General features: G+C 60.2%; 12 protein-coding genes. 4 read left to right on the forward strand and 8 right to left on the reverse strand.

Going from position 1 to position 14,561, the window contains the following annotated elements; all coding sequences use genetic code 11:
- Position 1: 1 nt before the first annotated feature.
- Positions 2-772: a helix-turn-helix transcriptional regulator gene (locus V7756_RS12070; protein ID WP_335610429.1), complete on the reverse strand. Its 771-nt coding sequence runs from the start codon at positions 770-772 to the stop codon at positions 2-4.
- Positions 773-889: 117 nt separating this feature from the next.
- On the opposite strand from V7756_RS12070, the gene lon reads away from it, so the two are divergent.
- On the forward strand, positions 890-3,292 hold the full coding sequence (gene lon, locus V7756_RS12075) for an endopeptidase La (protein WP_335610430.1): 2,403 nt from the start codon (positions 890-892) through the stop codon (positions 3,290-3,292).
- Positions 3,293-3,384: 92 nt separating this feature from the next.
- On the opposite strand, the gene V7756_RS12080 is transcribed toward lon, so the two are convergent.
- Entirely contained in the window at positions 3,385-5,445 is a 2,061-nt protein-coding gene (locus tag V7756_RS12080) for a type IV pilus assembly protein FimV (protein WP_335610431.1), read from the reverse strand.
- A gap of 343 nt (positions 5,446-5,788) precedes the next feature.
- Here V7756_RS12080 and cmoA point away from each other — a divergent pair, with 343 nt between their 5' ends.
- Both cmoA and cmoB read left to right on the forward strand, forming a co-directional pair.
- On the forward strand, positions 5,789-6,529 hold the full coding sequence (gene cmoA / locus V7756_RS12085) for a carboxy-S-adenosyl-L-methionine synthase CmoA (protein WP_335610432.1): 741 nt from the start codon (positions 5,789-5,791) through the stop codon (positions 6,527-6,529).
- On the forward strand, positions 6,526-7,500 hold the full coding sequence (cmoB, locus tag V7756_RS12090; protein ID WP_335610433.1) for a tRNA 5-methoxyuridine(34)/uridine 5-oxyacetic acid(34) synthase CmoB: 975 nt from the start codon (positions 6,526-6,528) through the stop codon (positions 7,498-7,500). Before cmoA ends, cmoB begins: the two co-directional genes overlap by 4 nt.
- A 15-nt stretch (positions 7,501-7,515) precedes the next feature.
- Here cmoB and V7756_RS12095 read toward each other — a convergent pair whose 3' ends face one another.
- The 4 genes from V7756_RS12095 to V7756_RS12110 form a co-directional block, all read right to left on the reverse strand.
- A complete protein-coding gene (locus V7756_RS12095) occupies positions 7,516-8,307 on the reverse strand; it encodes an acyl-CoA thioesterase (RefSeq protein ID WP_335610434.1) in 792 nt (263 codons plus the stop codon).
- Positions 8,308-8,405: 98 nt separating this feature from the next.
- The gene (locus V7756_RS12100) at positions 8,406-9,095 is read right to left on the reverse strand and encodes a hypothetical protein (RefSeq protein ID WP_335610435.1); all 690 of its coding nucleotides are present in this window, start codon (positions 9,093-9,095) and stop codon (positions 8,406-8,408) included.
- Positions 9,082-10,110, reverse strand: a complete 1,029-nt coding sequence (locus tag V7756_RS12105) for a TIGR01620 family protein (RefSeq protein WP_335610436.1) — start codon at positions 10,108-10,110, stop codon at positions 9,082-9,084. Before V7756_RS12105 ends, V7756_RS12100 begins: the two co-directional genes overlap by 14 nt.
- Positions 10,107-11,468 (reverse strand): YcjX family protein, encoded by a 1,362-nt coding sequence (locus V7756_RS12110; RefSeq protein ID WP_335610437.1) that lies wholly within the window; start codon positions 11,466-11,468, stop codon positions 10,107-10,109. The genes V7756_RS12105 and V7756_RS12110 overlap by 4 nt, the downstream gene beginning before the upstream one ends.
- 79 nt (positions 11,469-11,547) lie before the next feature.
- Here V7756_RS12110 and V7756_RS12115 point away from each other — a divergent pair, with 79 nt between their 5' ends.
- A complete protein-coding gene (locus tag V7756_RS12115; RefSeq protein ID WP_335610438.1) occupies positions 11,548-11,949 on the forward strand; it encodes a TM2 domain-containing protein in 402 nt (133 codons plus the stop codon).
- On the opposite strand, the gene V7756_RS12120 is transcribed toward V7756_RS12115, so the two are convergent.
- Together V7756_RS12120 and V7756_RS12125 are read right to left on the reverse strand one after the other, a co-directional pair.
- On the reverse strand, positions 11,950-13,482 hold the full coding sequence (locus tag V7756_RS12120; RefSeq protein WP_335610439.1) for a DHA2 family efflux MFS transporter permease subunit: 1,533 nt from the start codon (positions 13,480-13,482) through the stop codon (positions 11,950-11,952).
- 10 nt (positions 13,483-13,492) lie between these two features.
- Positions 13,493-14,551 carry an HlyD family secretion protein gene (locus tag V7756_RS12125; protein ID WP_335610440.1) on the reverse strand — a complete coding sequence of 353 codons (1,059 nt, stop codon included), beginning with the start codon at positions 14,549-14,551 and terminating at the stop codon, positions 13,493-13,495.
- Between the last annotated feature and the right edge of the window lie 10 nt (positions 14,552-14,561).

A 14,561-nucleotide genomic window follows, 5' to 3' on the forward strand; every position in this document is an offset into this window, starting at 1 on the left:
CTCAGTGCAGAAGACCTACTCGCAACTGACGCGGCGTTACCCCAAGCTGCCGTCGCATTGCATGATTGAGTGCGCTCTGACTGGAAAAGCCACAGCGACTGGCCACTTGCGCGACGGGAACATCGGTCTCGCGCAGTAGCCCGGACGCTTCACGCAAGCGCAACTCCAGCACGTGCTGATGCGGAGTCTTGCCCGTGGCATCACGAAACAGCGAATGGAAGTGACTGGGGCTGACACATACCAGTGCGGCTAGTGCAGCCACGCTGACACTCTGTTCCATGTGTTGGCGCACGAATTCATCGATCCGCAGCAACTCGCTGGCATCAAGGCCACGACAACGCTCCTGAGCAGGCATCAGCAATCGATCATGCAGCGCGTGCAAGAGCACCCCGCCCAGGTGCCAGTTCAGACCGGCGGCGGTATGCGGCTGGCTCAGGCTGTGATCGGCAAAATCCAGCAGACCTTGCAGGTGATGATCCAGCTGAATAAACCGTGGCCGCTCGAACAGCGCTTCAAGGCGCTCATTCTCGTAACCGGCAAGGCCAGAGGCATGTGCTGGCAGATCCATGATCAGCATGTGATTGTGTCCGCGACCGGAAAACGCATGGGCGGTGCCACCTGGTACCAGACACGCATGCAGCCGGTTCACCGCGCCGCCCTCCCCCAAGACCTCAAAATCGGCACAGCCCTGCAAACCGACCACCAGTTGGTGTTCGGGGTGAGCATGGGTAGCCGCTTGGGTGGGCAGATCGAGTATGCGCGTTTTGATCATCGGACGATCTTGCCACAAGCGGGAATAAATTACCCGCCATTGAAATCCGGCTCGGCCGTCTCCACCTTTTAATCAGAATCTGGATAAACACCCATTTCGCAGCCGCAAGGTAGACCGATGACAGATCAGCAATCAGTAACCTCAGATTATATTGAGCGCGACCAGGCCGAGCCTTCCGGCACCGGCTTGGCCATACCCGATCAACGCCTGCCGGAGCGGCTGTACCTTCTGCCTATCAACAACCGTCCCTTCTTCCCGGCGCAGGTCATGCCGGTAGTGGTTAATGAACAGCCCTGGGCCGATACCATCGACAAGGTAGCCAATACCGAGCACAAGGCGCTTTCGCTCTTCTATCTGGATCAGGCAGCCCCTGCGAGCGGCGAGTTGACTCCCGACATGCTGCCCGAGACCGGCTGCGCTGTGCGCATTCACCATGCGGTACGCGAAGACGGCAAGATCCAGTTCATCGCCCAGGGCCTGACTCGCGTACGCATCAAGAAATGGCTTAGCCGCAAACCGCCCTACCTGGTGGAGGTGGAATACCCCTCGACCGCCAATGATGAACGCGATGAGGTGCGTGCCTACGCCATGGCGCTGATCAATGCGATCAAGGAGCTTCTGCCGCTCAACCCGCTGTACAGCGAAGAGCTGAAGAACTACCTGAACCGTTTCAGCCCCAACCAGCCCTCGCCACTATCGGACTTTGCCGCCGCACTCACCTCGGCCAAAGCGGGCGAACTGCAGGATGTGCTCAACACGGTCCCCGTGCTCCGGCGCATGGAAAAGGTGCTGGTGCTGCTCAAGAAAGAGATTGATGTTGCGCGCCTGCAAGGCGAGATCACCGCCGAGGTCAACCGCAGCATCAGCGAGCATCAACGCACCTTTTTCCTCAAGGAACAGCTCAAGGTCATTCAGAAAGAGTTGGGTCTGTCCAAGGACGATCGCACTGCCGATATAGAGCAGTTCCGCGAGCGCCTCGCCGACAAGCAGGTACCCGAGGCCGCGCAGAAAAAAATCGATGAAGAACTCAACAAGCTCTCGGTACTGGAAACCGGCTCACCCGAATATGCCGTAACCCGCAACTATCTGGACTGGGCCACGTCCATGCCCTGGGGCATTACCCATGCCGACAAGCTCGACATACCGCACGCACGCAAGGTTCTCGACCGAGATCACGACGGCCTGGACGACGTAAAGCAGCGGATTCTCGAGTTTCTAGCGGTCGGCGCGCTCAAGGGCAGCGTATCGGGCTCCATCATTCTCCTGGTGGGCCCGCCCGGGGTGGGCAAAACCAGCATTGGTCATTCGATTGCCGAAAGTCTGGGCCGCCCCTTCTACCGCTTCAGCGTGGGCGGCATGCGCGACGAGGCCGAGATCAAGGGCCACAGACGCACCTACATTGGCGCCATGCCGGGCAAGTTCGTGCAGGCACTCAAGGATGTGGGGGTAATGAATCCGGTAATCATGCTGGACGAGATCGACAAACTGGGCAGCAGCCACCAGGGCGACCCCGCCTCGGCGCTGCTGGAGACCCTGGATCCCGAGCAGAACAACCAGTTCCTTGACCATTATCTGGATGTGCGCCTGGATCTGTCCAAAGTGCTCTTCGTCTGCACCGCCAACACCCTGGACAGCATTCCAGCCGCCCTGCTTGATCGCATGGATGTCATTCGCCTGTCGGGCTACATCACCGAAGAGAAGCTGGCCATTGCCAAGCACCACCTGTGGCCCCGGCAGTTGGAGCGTGCCGGGCTGCGCAAAAGCCAGCTGCGCATCACCGACAAGGCGCTGCGCCAGGTGATCGAAGGCTATGCGCGAGAAGCCGGCGTGCGCAACCTGGACAAGCAGCTGGCCAAACTGGTACGCAAATCAGTCATGCAATTGCTGGAAAGTCCCGAGCAGAAAATCAGCATCAAACCTGACGACCTGACCGCGCTCCTGGGCAGCCCTGCGTTCAAGACCGAAAAGCGCCTCAAGGGCACCGGCATCATCACCGGCCTGGCCTGGACATCCATGGGGGGCGCCACCCTGCCGGTTGAAGCCACACGTATTCATACCCTGAATCGCGGGTTCAAGCTCACCGGGCAGTTGGGCGCTGTGATGAAGGAATCGGCGGAGATTGCCTACAGCTATCTATGCGCCAACCTGAAAGCCTACAAAGCTGATCAGGCCTTCTTTGATGAGGCCTACGTGCATCTGCATGTACCAGAAGGCGCGACGCCCAAGGATGGGCCGTCCGCCGGCGTGACCATCGCCAGCGCATTGCTTTCATTGGCACGCCAGCAGGCCCCGCGGACAGGCTTGGCAATGACCGGAGAAATTACGCTCACCGGACACGTTCTGCCGGTGGGCGGCATTCGCGAAAAGGTGATTGCAGCGCGGCGCCAGAACATCCAGGAGTTGATTCTTCCGGATGCCAACCGAGGGGATTACGACGAGCTGCCAGCCTATCTTCGCGAGGGTATGCAGGTACATTTTGCCCGCCATTTCCGCGATGTGGCGGCGCACCTTTTTCCCTAGCAAGAGCGATTGGCAGACACAAAAAAGGGCGACCGGGTCGCCCTTTTTTGTGTACCGATAATAAGACCAGAATTATCACTCCGGCTTCTTGATCAGTCGTCCCGTCCGCGACGCTCATCCTCGGACGTAACGCTGAAGCGGTGGTCCTCATCCAGCTCTTCGATTTCCGGAAACTCGTGCAGACTACTTTCAAAGTCGTCGTCTTCGGCCTGATCCGCCTCTGCCTGCTTCTTGTCTGCCGACTTGCGCGCCGGCGCAGGTGACAAGCCCTCTATCAGCTCCCAGTCCGGATCAAGAGTGAAGTCGTTCAGGTTGAGACGACTATCAGCCAGGTTCTCATCGTCTGCCAGAACATCTTCGACCGTGTCGTTCAGCGCTGCAGAAGAGCCGACGGCGGCGGTTTCCAGCTGTGGGAAACGCGCTCTAAGCTGATCAACTCGCCCCATGTCACCGTCGAGAGCCTCGATGGCTGCGGCCTGCTCGGCAAAGCCCTCGGCATCACCCAACTCTCCCATTACCCGCGCCTGCTTGTAACGCAGCTCCAGCCGTTCAGGTTCTTCAGCAATCGACTTTTCCAACATAGTGCGCGCTTCGGCAAAGCGGCCGTAGGTAATGTACAGCTCAACTCCGTCGAGGTCGTCCAAAGGGTCGACTGGAGCCTCGGGCGCTGCTTGCGCCACAGCTTTCTGATTTTGTTGATCGCGCGGCGAGGCCATGCCCGCGGCGCCCAGTACCGGCTCGGTTGGCATGGAGCGGCCATCATCCGTCTTGCCGGCTGCCCGCAGGCGCGATATCAGCCAACCAAACAGGAAGGCCAGGCCCGCTACCACCAGCGCCCACCAACTGAACCAGGAAGAAGACTGCTGCTGCTCAGTCGCTTCCGGCGGCAGCACCTGGGTCGAAATAGCGCCAGCAGCAGGATCGTCGCTACCGCTTATGGACGCATCGGCCCCGCCCGCGCCGCTACCCACAGTGCCAGCCGCAGCCGCGGCAATGGCGGCTTCATCTTCTGCTTCACGCGCGGCGCGCAGCACTTCAAGCTCGGCCTGCAGGCTGGCAATCTGACGATCACGATCATCAAGCTCGCTGAGCAATGCATTGAAGCGCCCTTCGAGGTCGGTCAGCCGTCCGAGCAATTCGGCGGCATTGGCCTGTGCAGCGGTCGCTTCGCCCTCCTCGATGCGCAGGCGAGCCTGCGAATCCTGTGCACTTTCTGGAGCCTGTGCCTGCGCGCTGGTGTCCGCGTCCGGCGCGCTGGCATCGGCATCCGCCGCATCGCCCGCGTCTGTGGCGGCCAGTTCAGCCTCAGTCAATGGGCGCTGAGCGCTCTCGCTGGGCAGGGCCTGACTGCCGGAGCCGGGGCTCGGCTCAGGTACCGGCTCTGGCGAGCTTTGCGCCGTAGTGGGCTCACTTGCGGTAACGCCTAACTGGTCTGCGGTAGGCAGAGTCAGGGTCTGGCCCAGTCTGAGACGGTTACGGTCACCATCGACAAACGCGCTGGTATTCAGCGCATGGATGGCAGCCATGGTGTCGGGAATGCTGGCACTTTCCGCCGGACGCGTACGCTGGGCGATGTCCCACAACGTATCGCCGGACACAGTAGTGTATTGCTGAGCACCACTTTGCGGCTTGAGATCCGGCAGCGGCTGGGCGTCCGGCGCAGAAATCGGCGCGGGCGCACGGTCAGCCGATTGTACGCGGGCCGGCGGTGCCGACTGCGGCATGCTCTGCACCGGCGCCGGTGCGTTATTGCCGTATAGCGGGGGATCAAGCAGCACGGTGTACTCACGCAACAGACGCCCGTTCGGGCGGCGCAGCTCTACCAGGAAGTTCAGGTAAGGCTCGCGTACCGGCTGACTGGAATCGACCTGAATTGCCAACTTGCTGCCCTGCATGACGGGCTTGAAGCGCAGATCGGTGAGAAAGTAGGGACGCTCGATACCCGCCTCGTCAAAGGCAGCGGCATCAGCGAGCGAGACCAACACATCGTCCGGTGATAAACCTTCAGCGCCTTGCAGAACTATGGTCGCACTCAGTGGCTGATTAAGCGCCGAGTCGAGCTGCATTTCGCCTAGCCCAAGCGCATTGGTAACACCGACATAGAGAGCCGCCAGCGAGGCAGCCCCCAGCACTATTTGGCGCTTAACAGCCATACCCTTTCCTCATTTTCCTGTGAGCTCGGTCACTAACTGCAGACGCAAAGCTCTGCTATCCGTTGCTTGATTTTTTTTGCTTTGCTCAAGCAGCCAGCATGCTGGCGACCCGGCAATCTAACTGGGGTCATTATGCCACCACGGCGCTGAAAAAAAGAACCCTGCCGCGGCCTTCTGCCAAAAAATACGCCATATAAAGCCAACATGATAGATCAAAGCCATAATTTTGACTTCAACTGTCACTGCGGCAGTTATACGTCAGTCAAGCAATCAGTCGGCACTCCTGTCAAGGCGATCCACTTGCGATAGAATACCGGGCTAGCTTTCGGACCCGGATTAGCGCATGACCGATGTAGACAACCTCTTCGCCACCCCTTTCAGCAAGGTAGCCGACTTCGCCTTTGATGAGCAGGTCGCCCGCGTCTTTCCGGACATGATCAAACGTTCGGTGCCAGGCTACCCCACTATTATCGAAAGCATCGGCCTGATTGCGAGCCAATATGCCACACCGGGTTCGCTTATTTACGATCTGGGTTGTTCGCTGGGCGCTGCGACTCAGTCAATGCGCAGACATGTGCGCAGCGAAGGGTGCCGGATCGTGGCCATTGATAACGCCGCCGCCATGGCCGAGCGTTGCCGGGAATATCTAAGCGCCCAGGACGCCATGATCGAAGAGGCGATTGCTGCCGAGGTGATTACCGGTGACATAGTTGATTACCCGCTGCAGCCATGCTCGGTGGTCGTACTGAACTTTACCTTGCAGTTCGTCAAACCCGAGGAACGCCTGGCGCTGCTGAGCCGCATTCGTGAGTCGCTGCAACCCGGTGGCGTGCTGATTCTGTCTGAAAAGCTGAACTTCGCCGACAGCGCTACGCAGCAAAGCCTTGAGCAACTGCATTACGCGTTCAAGCGCGCCAATGGCTACAGCGAGCTGGAAATTGCCCAGAAGCGCAGCGCCATCGAGAACGTCATGCTGCCCGATACTCTGGAACAACATCAGCAGCGTTTGCAGCAGGCCGGCTTCAGCCATAGCCACATCTGGTTCCAATGCCTCAACTTCTGCTCAATGATTGCCCACACGTGATTGATTACTCCGCTTTCCTCGACAGCCTGCAAGATGGCCCCCTGGCCCAATGGCGCCACCCCATAGCCGAGGGACTGCAGCAACGCCTCGATAGCTTGCAGCACGGTGACCTGGAGCGCTGGCAGGACAGCCTGAACACCATGCCGTCAATGCCTGACGTAACCGCCGATCTCGCTGGCGGCGTGTCACTGCGCAGCGCCACTGCGCTGAGCGAACAACAGCAGTTGGCATTGGAGCACGGCTTGCGCGGCCTGCACCCCTGGCGCAAGGGGCCCTTTGACTTTTTTGGTATGCAGGTAGATACCGAGTGGCACTCGGATTGGAAGTGGCAGCGAGTAGCACCGCATATCGACCTGCGCGGACGACGGGTTCTGGACGTCGGCTGCGGCAACGGCTATTACATGTGGCGCATGTGGCAGGCCGGTGCCAGTCAGATCATAGGCGTTGACCCGAATTTGCTGTTTTTGCATCAATTTGAAGCAGTCAAACGCTACCTGCCCGCGGCGCCGGTCTGGCAACTACCCTTTACTCTGGAAGCTCTGCCCGAACCCAGCAATGCCTTTGATACCGTGTTTTCCATGGGTGTGCTCTACCATCGCCGCGCACCGATAGACCACCTGCTGCAACTCAAGGCTTGCCTGCGTCCCGGCGGCGAACTGGTGCTGGAAACCCTGGTAATAGAAGGCGACGAGAATCAGTGCCTGCTGCCCGAGGACCGCTACGCGCAGATGCGCAACGTCTGGTTCCTGCCCTCGGTACCCATGCTGGAACGCTTTCTTGCCCGTGCCGGCTACAGAGATATTCGCTGTGTCGACTTGAATCGCACCAGCGTGGAGGAACAACGCAGCACCGACTGGATGCGCTTCCAGTCACTGCCGGACTTTCTCATGCCTGGCGATCCGAGCAAGACGCTGGAGGGCCATCCCGCTCCGCTGCGGGCCACCCTGGTCGCGATCAAACCCGGCAACTGAGCAGATTTTTCAGTTTCAGCCGAAGACCGCTACGGTCTGACGGCTGATAGCGACCAGCTCTCCCGCCCGACTCCAGATCATCGCCGCAATGTGCCCATAGCCATCACGCGCATGCTCGATATTGGCACGATACAGCATCCAACCATCGCCCAGGTCAGGCTGCGGCTGCACGAACTCAATGGTCCAGGTCAGCGAGCTGGCCGGCGCGCGCTCCTTCAGATGCGGCAGTACGGCCGGCGGCCACACATCTACCAGACCCACCAGGTGTACCGCGTCAAAGTTTTCAAACTCTTCGTCAAAACGCATCCAGCCGCCCATTTCGCGCTTGCGACTGTTGGTGCAGGGGTAGTCGCCGAACGTCCAGCGCACATCGAAATAGCGGATAAAAGGCGGATTCAACCCCTCGATGAAAGGCATGCGCTGACAGCTCTCGGGCGCTGGCGCGCTTGGCCCCGGCTCAGCCGATACATCCACGCTGGATTCGCGTCCCGCGCCGAAGCTGCCCTGGATGATGCACATGGTCTGGCCATTCTGGACTGCCCGGCCAAGCACCTGACTGACTGCGCGCCCTTCACGCAGCAACTCGGCCTCAACTGTCATGCTGGCACCGGGTGTAACCGGCCCAACAAAGGTAATGGCCAGAGAGCGCACCGGCCTGCCCTCGGCCACCTTCTTGCGCATACCCGCAACCACCAACGCCGCGACCAGACCGCCGTAACCGGCGCGTCCCTGGGCCCAATCGGCGGGAATAGTGACGCTCTGATCAGATGAGCTGGCAAAGGCAGCCAGCAAGGCGGAAAAATTCATGGCTATATCCTGAGAAAGTCAGCCCGCATGGTAGTGGAAAACAGCCACCGCGAGCCAGCGTCAGGCCGCCCTATAGGCGGCCTGGATAACGGATAATTTCAGTTCGGTGACTGCAAACGCAAACCGCAAAGCCAGCCAATAGCCAGCCAGGCCGGGGGCATGTCGGGCCAGTCGACATCGCTTAAATCGGTGAGTTCGAAGCCGGTTTCACCGGCGCGGGCCATCAGACGCTCATACCACCAGACCACATAGTAACCCTGGCCGGTACGGTGCTGATTGGCCAGCTGGCCGCGCAAACGCATGGGCAGTGAGGCAAACAGCAATTCGTCGAGCGCTACGAAAATGCGTTTTTCATTATCCAGATACGCGGCCTCGGCCGCGACCTCGCAACCCATTTCCCGCGCCAGCACGGTCAACTGTTGGGCATACTCGCGGTGGCTTTTCAACGGATTGAGCTGGCTACGCCAATCGAGTTGTTGCCGCTCGATGATCTCGATCAGGGTGTTACTGCCAGCCAGCGGTGCGTCGAGCAGCGCGGCCAGCCAGCGGCGCTGATACAGCGGCAGCCGGGCGATCCAAATACCGAGCTCGGCGCTACTGGAACCGGCGCGTGGGTGCCAGCCACTCACCTCGCCATCGGCTACCTGCGCAACACGGGCCATACGCTCCGGCCAGCCAGGCGCCACAAACTGCTGCTGAAACACGTCCCACTTCTGCTCCAGGACTGCCTTGCGTTCGGCCAGCCAGCGCTCCGCCAGCCAGCGTCGTCTTGATTTATAACCTGTCATCCGTTGTACGTCCCAGCCGTTCCTTCATGGTTCTGATTATGCCCTTGTTGTCTTCCAGCAAGGCGGCGGTTTCCGACAGGGGCACCGCGCGGCACAGGTCCAGGGTAAAGTGCCCGAGCCGGGCGCTATAGAGCCCGATACCCATGCCCTGCCCCACGCGCGCCGCCAGCTTTTCCAATAGCCCCGACAGCAGTGAGTCGCTAAAGGCGCCCATAGCCATTTCCGTGCCGCCGGCAAGCGCGATATTACGCAACACATGACGCGCCAGGCGCCAGCGACTCAGGCGGCCAATCGGTAGTCCGTAGCAGACAGCCACGCGCTGCATCATACGGATGTTGCGCCAGACCACCAGCAGCAGATCAATCGATACCCAGGGGCTGGAGGCTACCAGCACCCCTGTCCCCACGGCCTCACTGCGCACTATTTGCCGCGCCTGCTGGTCAATCGCCTGATAAAACTGCAGGTTGAGGCGGCGCGAGACTTCGTCTGCCTCGTGTGCGGCATCCAGATCCGCGCACACCGCGTGCAAACGCGGCGCCAGGGGCGTGTCAGCATAAACCTTGACCAGACGATCGAGCCAGTCAACCGCCAGCCGCTGCCGGGGATCGCGCAATGCCAGCTGCATCTCGGTGCGCAGCTGTTCGAGATCGCTGAGACGGTGACGCTGACGGCGCAGATCACGTAGCGCGAACAGCCCGGCGCCACCGAGCAAGGCACCCGCCCCAGCTACCAGACTCCCAGCCAACGGATGCCACTGCCAGCTACTCCAGGCCCATTGCCCCCACTCCAGCGCTGCGCCACCCAATGCCACAGCCACCCCGAGCTTCAGCAAGCGCCCAGGCCAGCGACTGGGCGGCGGTGCATTCAGTGTGCTGGGCAAAGGCGCATCAGCCGTATCATGCAGCTGCGGTTGCAGCTCGTCGATTTCATCGAGCAGCTCGGTTACCCGCGCATCGCCCGCAACTGGAGGCAGCTCCCAGCTATCCAGAATCCGTGTTTTGCTGTCGTCTTTCACAGGCGCTCCCCCTGCAGCAACCAGGCCACCAGGTCATCCATGCGGTAATGGGGAAAGGGCTCATTGCGGTGCAGACCGGGCGGGGGCCGCAGCGGCAGCAGTTCAGGACTGCTGACCTGCAGCGACTGCGGCAGATGCTCCGGAATATCACCCGGCTGATAGCGCACCCAGCCGGTCTTGCCTTCCAGCCCGGCAACCAGCGCCTCCCCCTCCTGCCGAGTAGCACGAATGGCAGACAGGGGTATGCCCTTGATCTCCACACCGCCATGACGCACATCGGCGAGCCGGTCAACCATCAGATCTTCCAGACACTGTTGTACGGCTCGTTGTTGCCGCGGGCCTACCTTGTCGACCTTGGTGGCGCAGAGCGCCAATCGACGAATACGTGGCCTGAAACGCAACAGCCGAGCCAGGAAGCCATTCTGGCCGTAATGAAAACTTTCCAGCACGGCTTCCATGGCATGCTTCAGGTCTTGTAGCGCTGCCTGACCGGCATCCATGGGGGCCAGCATATCGACCAGCAATACCTGCTGATCAAGATGGCGAAAATGCTCATCGTAAAATCCGCGAACAATAAAATCGCGGTAATAGTTGAAGCGCGACTCGCACAACGCCCACCAGCTGTCCGCCGCGCCAGCGGTGTGCTGATTGGCCTGCAACAGGGGTACGAAGTGCAGCATCTGCGCTGCCACATCGCTGCCGGGCTGCAGAAAACGCGCTGGCTGGTTGCGCGACAAGCCGGCTTCGCTGCGGCAACGCTGCAAAAAATCTGTCCATTCGGCGGCGAGCTCTGCCAACAGGATGGGGTCGGCGGGCGCAACAGGGTCAATTTCGCCCAGGCGACGCGCCAGCACTCCGGCCAGTTCAGCGCGGGGCGGCTGCCCAAGCCATTGCGCCATCTGCTCGCACCACTGACCATAAGACAGATTCAACAGCGGCAAATCCAGCAGCCATTCACCGGGGTAATCCAGTATTTCGATACTCAGCTCTTTGCCTTTTTGCAGCCTGCCCAACAAACCTTGCGGCTTGAAACGCAAATCCAGCAACACCCTCGACAGATCCGCGGTAGAGTCAGGCCAGGCAGCCGGTGTTGCCGATAGCGCGGCAAGGGATTGGAGATAGGGAAACGGCCGCTTGACGTCATCCCGGCGCCAGCGCACCGACTCCAGACGATCAAAGGGCGCGCGCTGCGCCAGCAGGCCCTTGCGGTGGTTCTCCAGTTGATTGATCAGACCTGTGATAAAGGTGGTTTTACCGGCCCCACTCAGCCCGGTCACACCAATGCGCAAACGCCGTTGTCGCAAGGGGTTGGAAGTCTGTCCCACTTGCTTGAACCAGTTCGCACTTTTATTTGCCACGCTGCAGGCACTCCCGGAATCATTTATGGTCTATGCCCAGTATTGCACAACCAACTGACGGAGCGGAGGAGCACCCCCAATGGCCTATTCGGACACGCATAGCAAGGCAATCGGATATCTACTATGGATATTCGGCTTTATGGGGGCACATCGTTTTTACTACGGAAGACCCATCACCGGCACGCTCTGGTTCTTCACCCTGGGGTTGTTTTTCATTGGCTGGATTGTCGACCTGTTTCTCATCCCTTCGATGGACCGCGCTGCCGACCGCCGGTTCCGCACCGGACCAATCAACTTCAATCTGACCTGGATTCTGCTGACGTTCCTCGGCATCTTCGGCGCTCACCGCCTGTACATGGGCAAGTGGATCACTGCCATCATCTACTTCTTCACGGTCGGCCTGTTCGGCCTCGGCATCCTCTACGACTACTGGACGCTGAACGAGCAGATATCCGTCAAGAATATGCAACGCGACTGGTAGCTATCCAGCTCTGGCTGATCGCGGGACACGGTCGCCCGGTTTCAGCAGCAAGAGCAGCGGGAACGCACAGAGCGCGATCCACATCATCAGACGAAAGTCCTGCAGGTAACCCAGCGTGGCGGCCTGCCGGTTCACCTCCTGATTCAATCCCGCCCATCCAGCCGGGCTTTGCATGTCGTAGACACCCAGTTCCACGGCATGCCGCAGAGCCAGATTGAAGGGGTTGAGGTAGTCGGCGAAGGCCGCATGGTTGATCTGAGTACGCTGCGCCAGATAGGTAACTACTACCGAAATGCCGATGCTGCTGCCGATATTGCGCACCAGACTGAACAACGCGGTGCCATCGTTGCGGTAACCGGGCGCCAGGGTGGAAAAGGTCAAGGTGGACAGCGGTACGAAAATCAAGCCCAGCCCCAGCCCCTGAATCATGCCGGTACGGATCACATCGAAAGCTGCCACATTGAGATTGAAAGTACTCATTTCCCACAGCGAGGCGCAGGTCAACAACAGCCCCGCGCCTATCATCAATCGTTCATCCACCCGCCCTGACAATCGCCCCACCAGCAGCATGCCGGCCATGGTCCCTATCCCGCGCGGCGCCAGTACCAGACCCACATCGATTACCGGATAGCCCAACAGGTTCTGCAAGAATGGAGGCAGCAGCGCCATGGTCGCCAGAAGGATGATGCCGACGATAAAAATGAACACCAACCCCACGCTGAAATTGCGATTACGGAACATCGCAGGCTCGAGGAATGGCTGGTGGCGCGTCAGAATATGCACAATGAACAGGTAAAAGCCGAGCCCTGCCAGCAGCGCCTCCATTATCACTTCGCGGCTGGCAAACCAGTCCAATGACTGGCCTCGATCCAACATCATCTGCAAGGCGCCTATGCCCAACGCCAGCAGCAGAAATCCGGCAAGATCGAAACGGCGACTGTTGTTGGTCTCGGTCTCAGGCAAAAAGGCTACCAGGCCGAACCATGCCAGAATCCCCAATGGCACGTTGATGTAGAACACCCAGCGCCAGCTGTAGTATTCCGTCAGCAGCCCACCGAGCGAAGGCCCCAGAATCGGCCCGACCATGACCCCGACACCCCAGAGTGCCATTGCCGAGCCATGTTTTTCCGGCGGATAGGTATCCAGGAGCACCGACTGTGACAAGGGCACCAGACAGGCACCGAACACCCCTTGTAGCAAACGGAACATTACTATCTGCTCCAGACTCTGGGCCGCCCCGCAGAGCATGGAAGACAGCGTGAAGCCGATCACCGCGCCAATGAACAGGCGCTTGCGCCCGAGCCTGGCGCTGAGAATGCCAGTGAGCGGCATGCAGATGGCGGCTGCCACAATATAGGAAGTGAGTACCCAGGAAATCTGATCCTGGGTCGCGCCCATGCTGCCCTGCATATGCGGCAAAGCCACATTGGCGATGGTAGTATCCAGCGCCTGCATGATGGTGGCCAGCATCACCGAGAGGGTGATCAGCAAGCGCCGGGCAGAAGTGGTCTCGGAGGCGGCAGGCGAGCTCATGTTGGCTCCGCTACAGCAGGTCGGTGAGCTTGCGGCGATAGCCGGTGTCGATCTCGACCTCGGTGCTCAGCCCTGCCTGCAAGGGTGGCGCGCCTTCTTCCATCTGCAGCTGAATGCGCACAGGAATGCGCTGCACTATTTTCACCCAATTACCGGTCGCGTTCTGTGCGGGAATGACCGAAAACTCTGACCCGGTCGCCGGGCTGAGACTCTCCACGCTCGCGTGCCAGACCTGGTCCGGGTAAAGGTCAATGTGGACCTCTACCGCCTGCCCCGGCCGTACATGGGTCAGATCGGTTTCCGGGAAGTTCGCCTCGACCCAGGGCGCGTCGGAACCAACCAGTGCCAGCGCCATGGTACCCGCCCCGAGATACTGGCCCGGTTTGGGTAGATTGCTGACCGTACCGGCGATGGAGGCACGTACCAGCGCGCGCCGTTGATTCAGCAAGGCATCATCCAGTTCGGCCTGCGCAGCCTTGAAACTGGGATGTGATTCAATCGGCGTATCGACACTGCCACCCAGCATTTCGGTCATGCGCTTGAGTTCCTGTTCCAACACCCTGACCTCCTGAGCCGCTACGTCGCTAGCCTGTTGCGCGGTGTCGAAAGTCGCTGCCGATATGTATTGCTTGTCCAGCAATTGCGCCTGACGCCGCTCTTCCTTCTGACTGAAATTCGAGCGTGTCTGGCGTAGCGCCAATTGCGCGCGGGTCTCGTGGTAACTCGCTTGCAACGCGGCCAGATCCGCCCGCACCTGTCCCCGCTGCGCCTCGGCCTTGGCCACGGCTATATCGAAGGGCGCGGAGTCTATGCGAAACAGCGGCTGCCCCGCCTCGACGTGCTGATTTTCCCGCACCAGGACCTGCGCCACGCGACCGGACACTTCCGCACTGACCGGCACCTTGTCGGCACGCACATAGGCGTTATCGGTCTCAACGTAGCGCCCCCCATGCAGGTACATCATCAACACGCCAACCAGCAGGCACAGCGGAAGCACTATCAACAAGAGTAAACGGCGGCCTCGTCTAGCAGGGACAGCTGCGGTCGAACTGGCGATGGATTCGGTCATCGGCGCGGTT

It is taken from the genome of Halopseudomonas sp. (assembly GCF_036961105.1).
In the GTDB taxonomy this organism is placed as follows: Bacteria; Pseudomonadota; Gammaproteobacteria; order Pseudomonadales; family Pseudomonadaceae; genus Halopseudomonas.

Excerpts from the sequence above, each read along its gene's own strand:
- V7756_RS12070 (WP_335610429.1), bottom strand. The coding sequence starts at position 772 with ATGATCAAAACGCGCATACTCGATCTGCCCACCCAAGCGGCTACCCAT.
- lon (WP_335610430.1), top strand. The coding sequence starts at position 890 with ATGACAGATCAGCAATCAGTAACCTCAGATTATATTGAGCGCGACCAG.
- V7756_RS12080 (WP_335610431.1), bottom strand. The coding sequence starts at position 5,445 with ATGGCTGTTAAGCGCCAAATAGTGCTGGGGGCTGCCTCGCTGGCGGCT.
- cmoA (WP_335610432.1), top strand. The coding sequence starts at position 5,789 with ATGACCGATGTAGACAACCTCTTCGCCACCCCTTTCAGCAAGGTAGCC.
- V7756_RS12095 (WP_335610434.1), bottom strand. The coding sequence starts at position 8,307 with ATGAATTTTTCCGCCTTGCTGGCTGCCTTTGCCAGCTCATCTGATCAG.
- V7756_RS12100 (WP_335610435.1), bottom strand. The coding sequence starts at position 9,095 with ATGACAGGTTATAAATCAAGACGACGCTGGCTGGCGGAGCGCTGGCTG.
- V7756_RS12115 (WP_335610438.1), top strand. The coding sequence starts at position 11,548 with ATGGCCTATTCGGACACGCATAGCAAGGCAATCGGATATCTACTATGG.
- V7756_RS12120 (WP_335610439.1), bottom strand. The coding sequence starts at position 13,482 with ATGAGCTCGCCTGCCGCCTCCGAGACCACTTCTGCCCGGCGCTTGCTG.
- V7756_RS12125 (WP_335610440.1), bottom strand. The coding sequence starts at position 14,551 with ATGACCGAATCCATCGCCAGTTCGACCGCAGCTGTCCCTGCTAGACGA.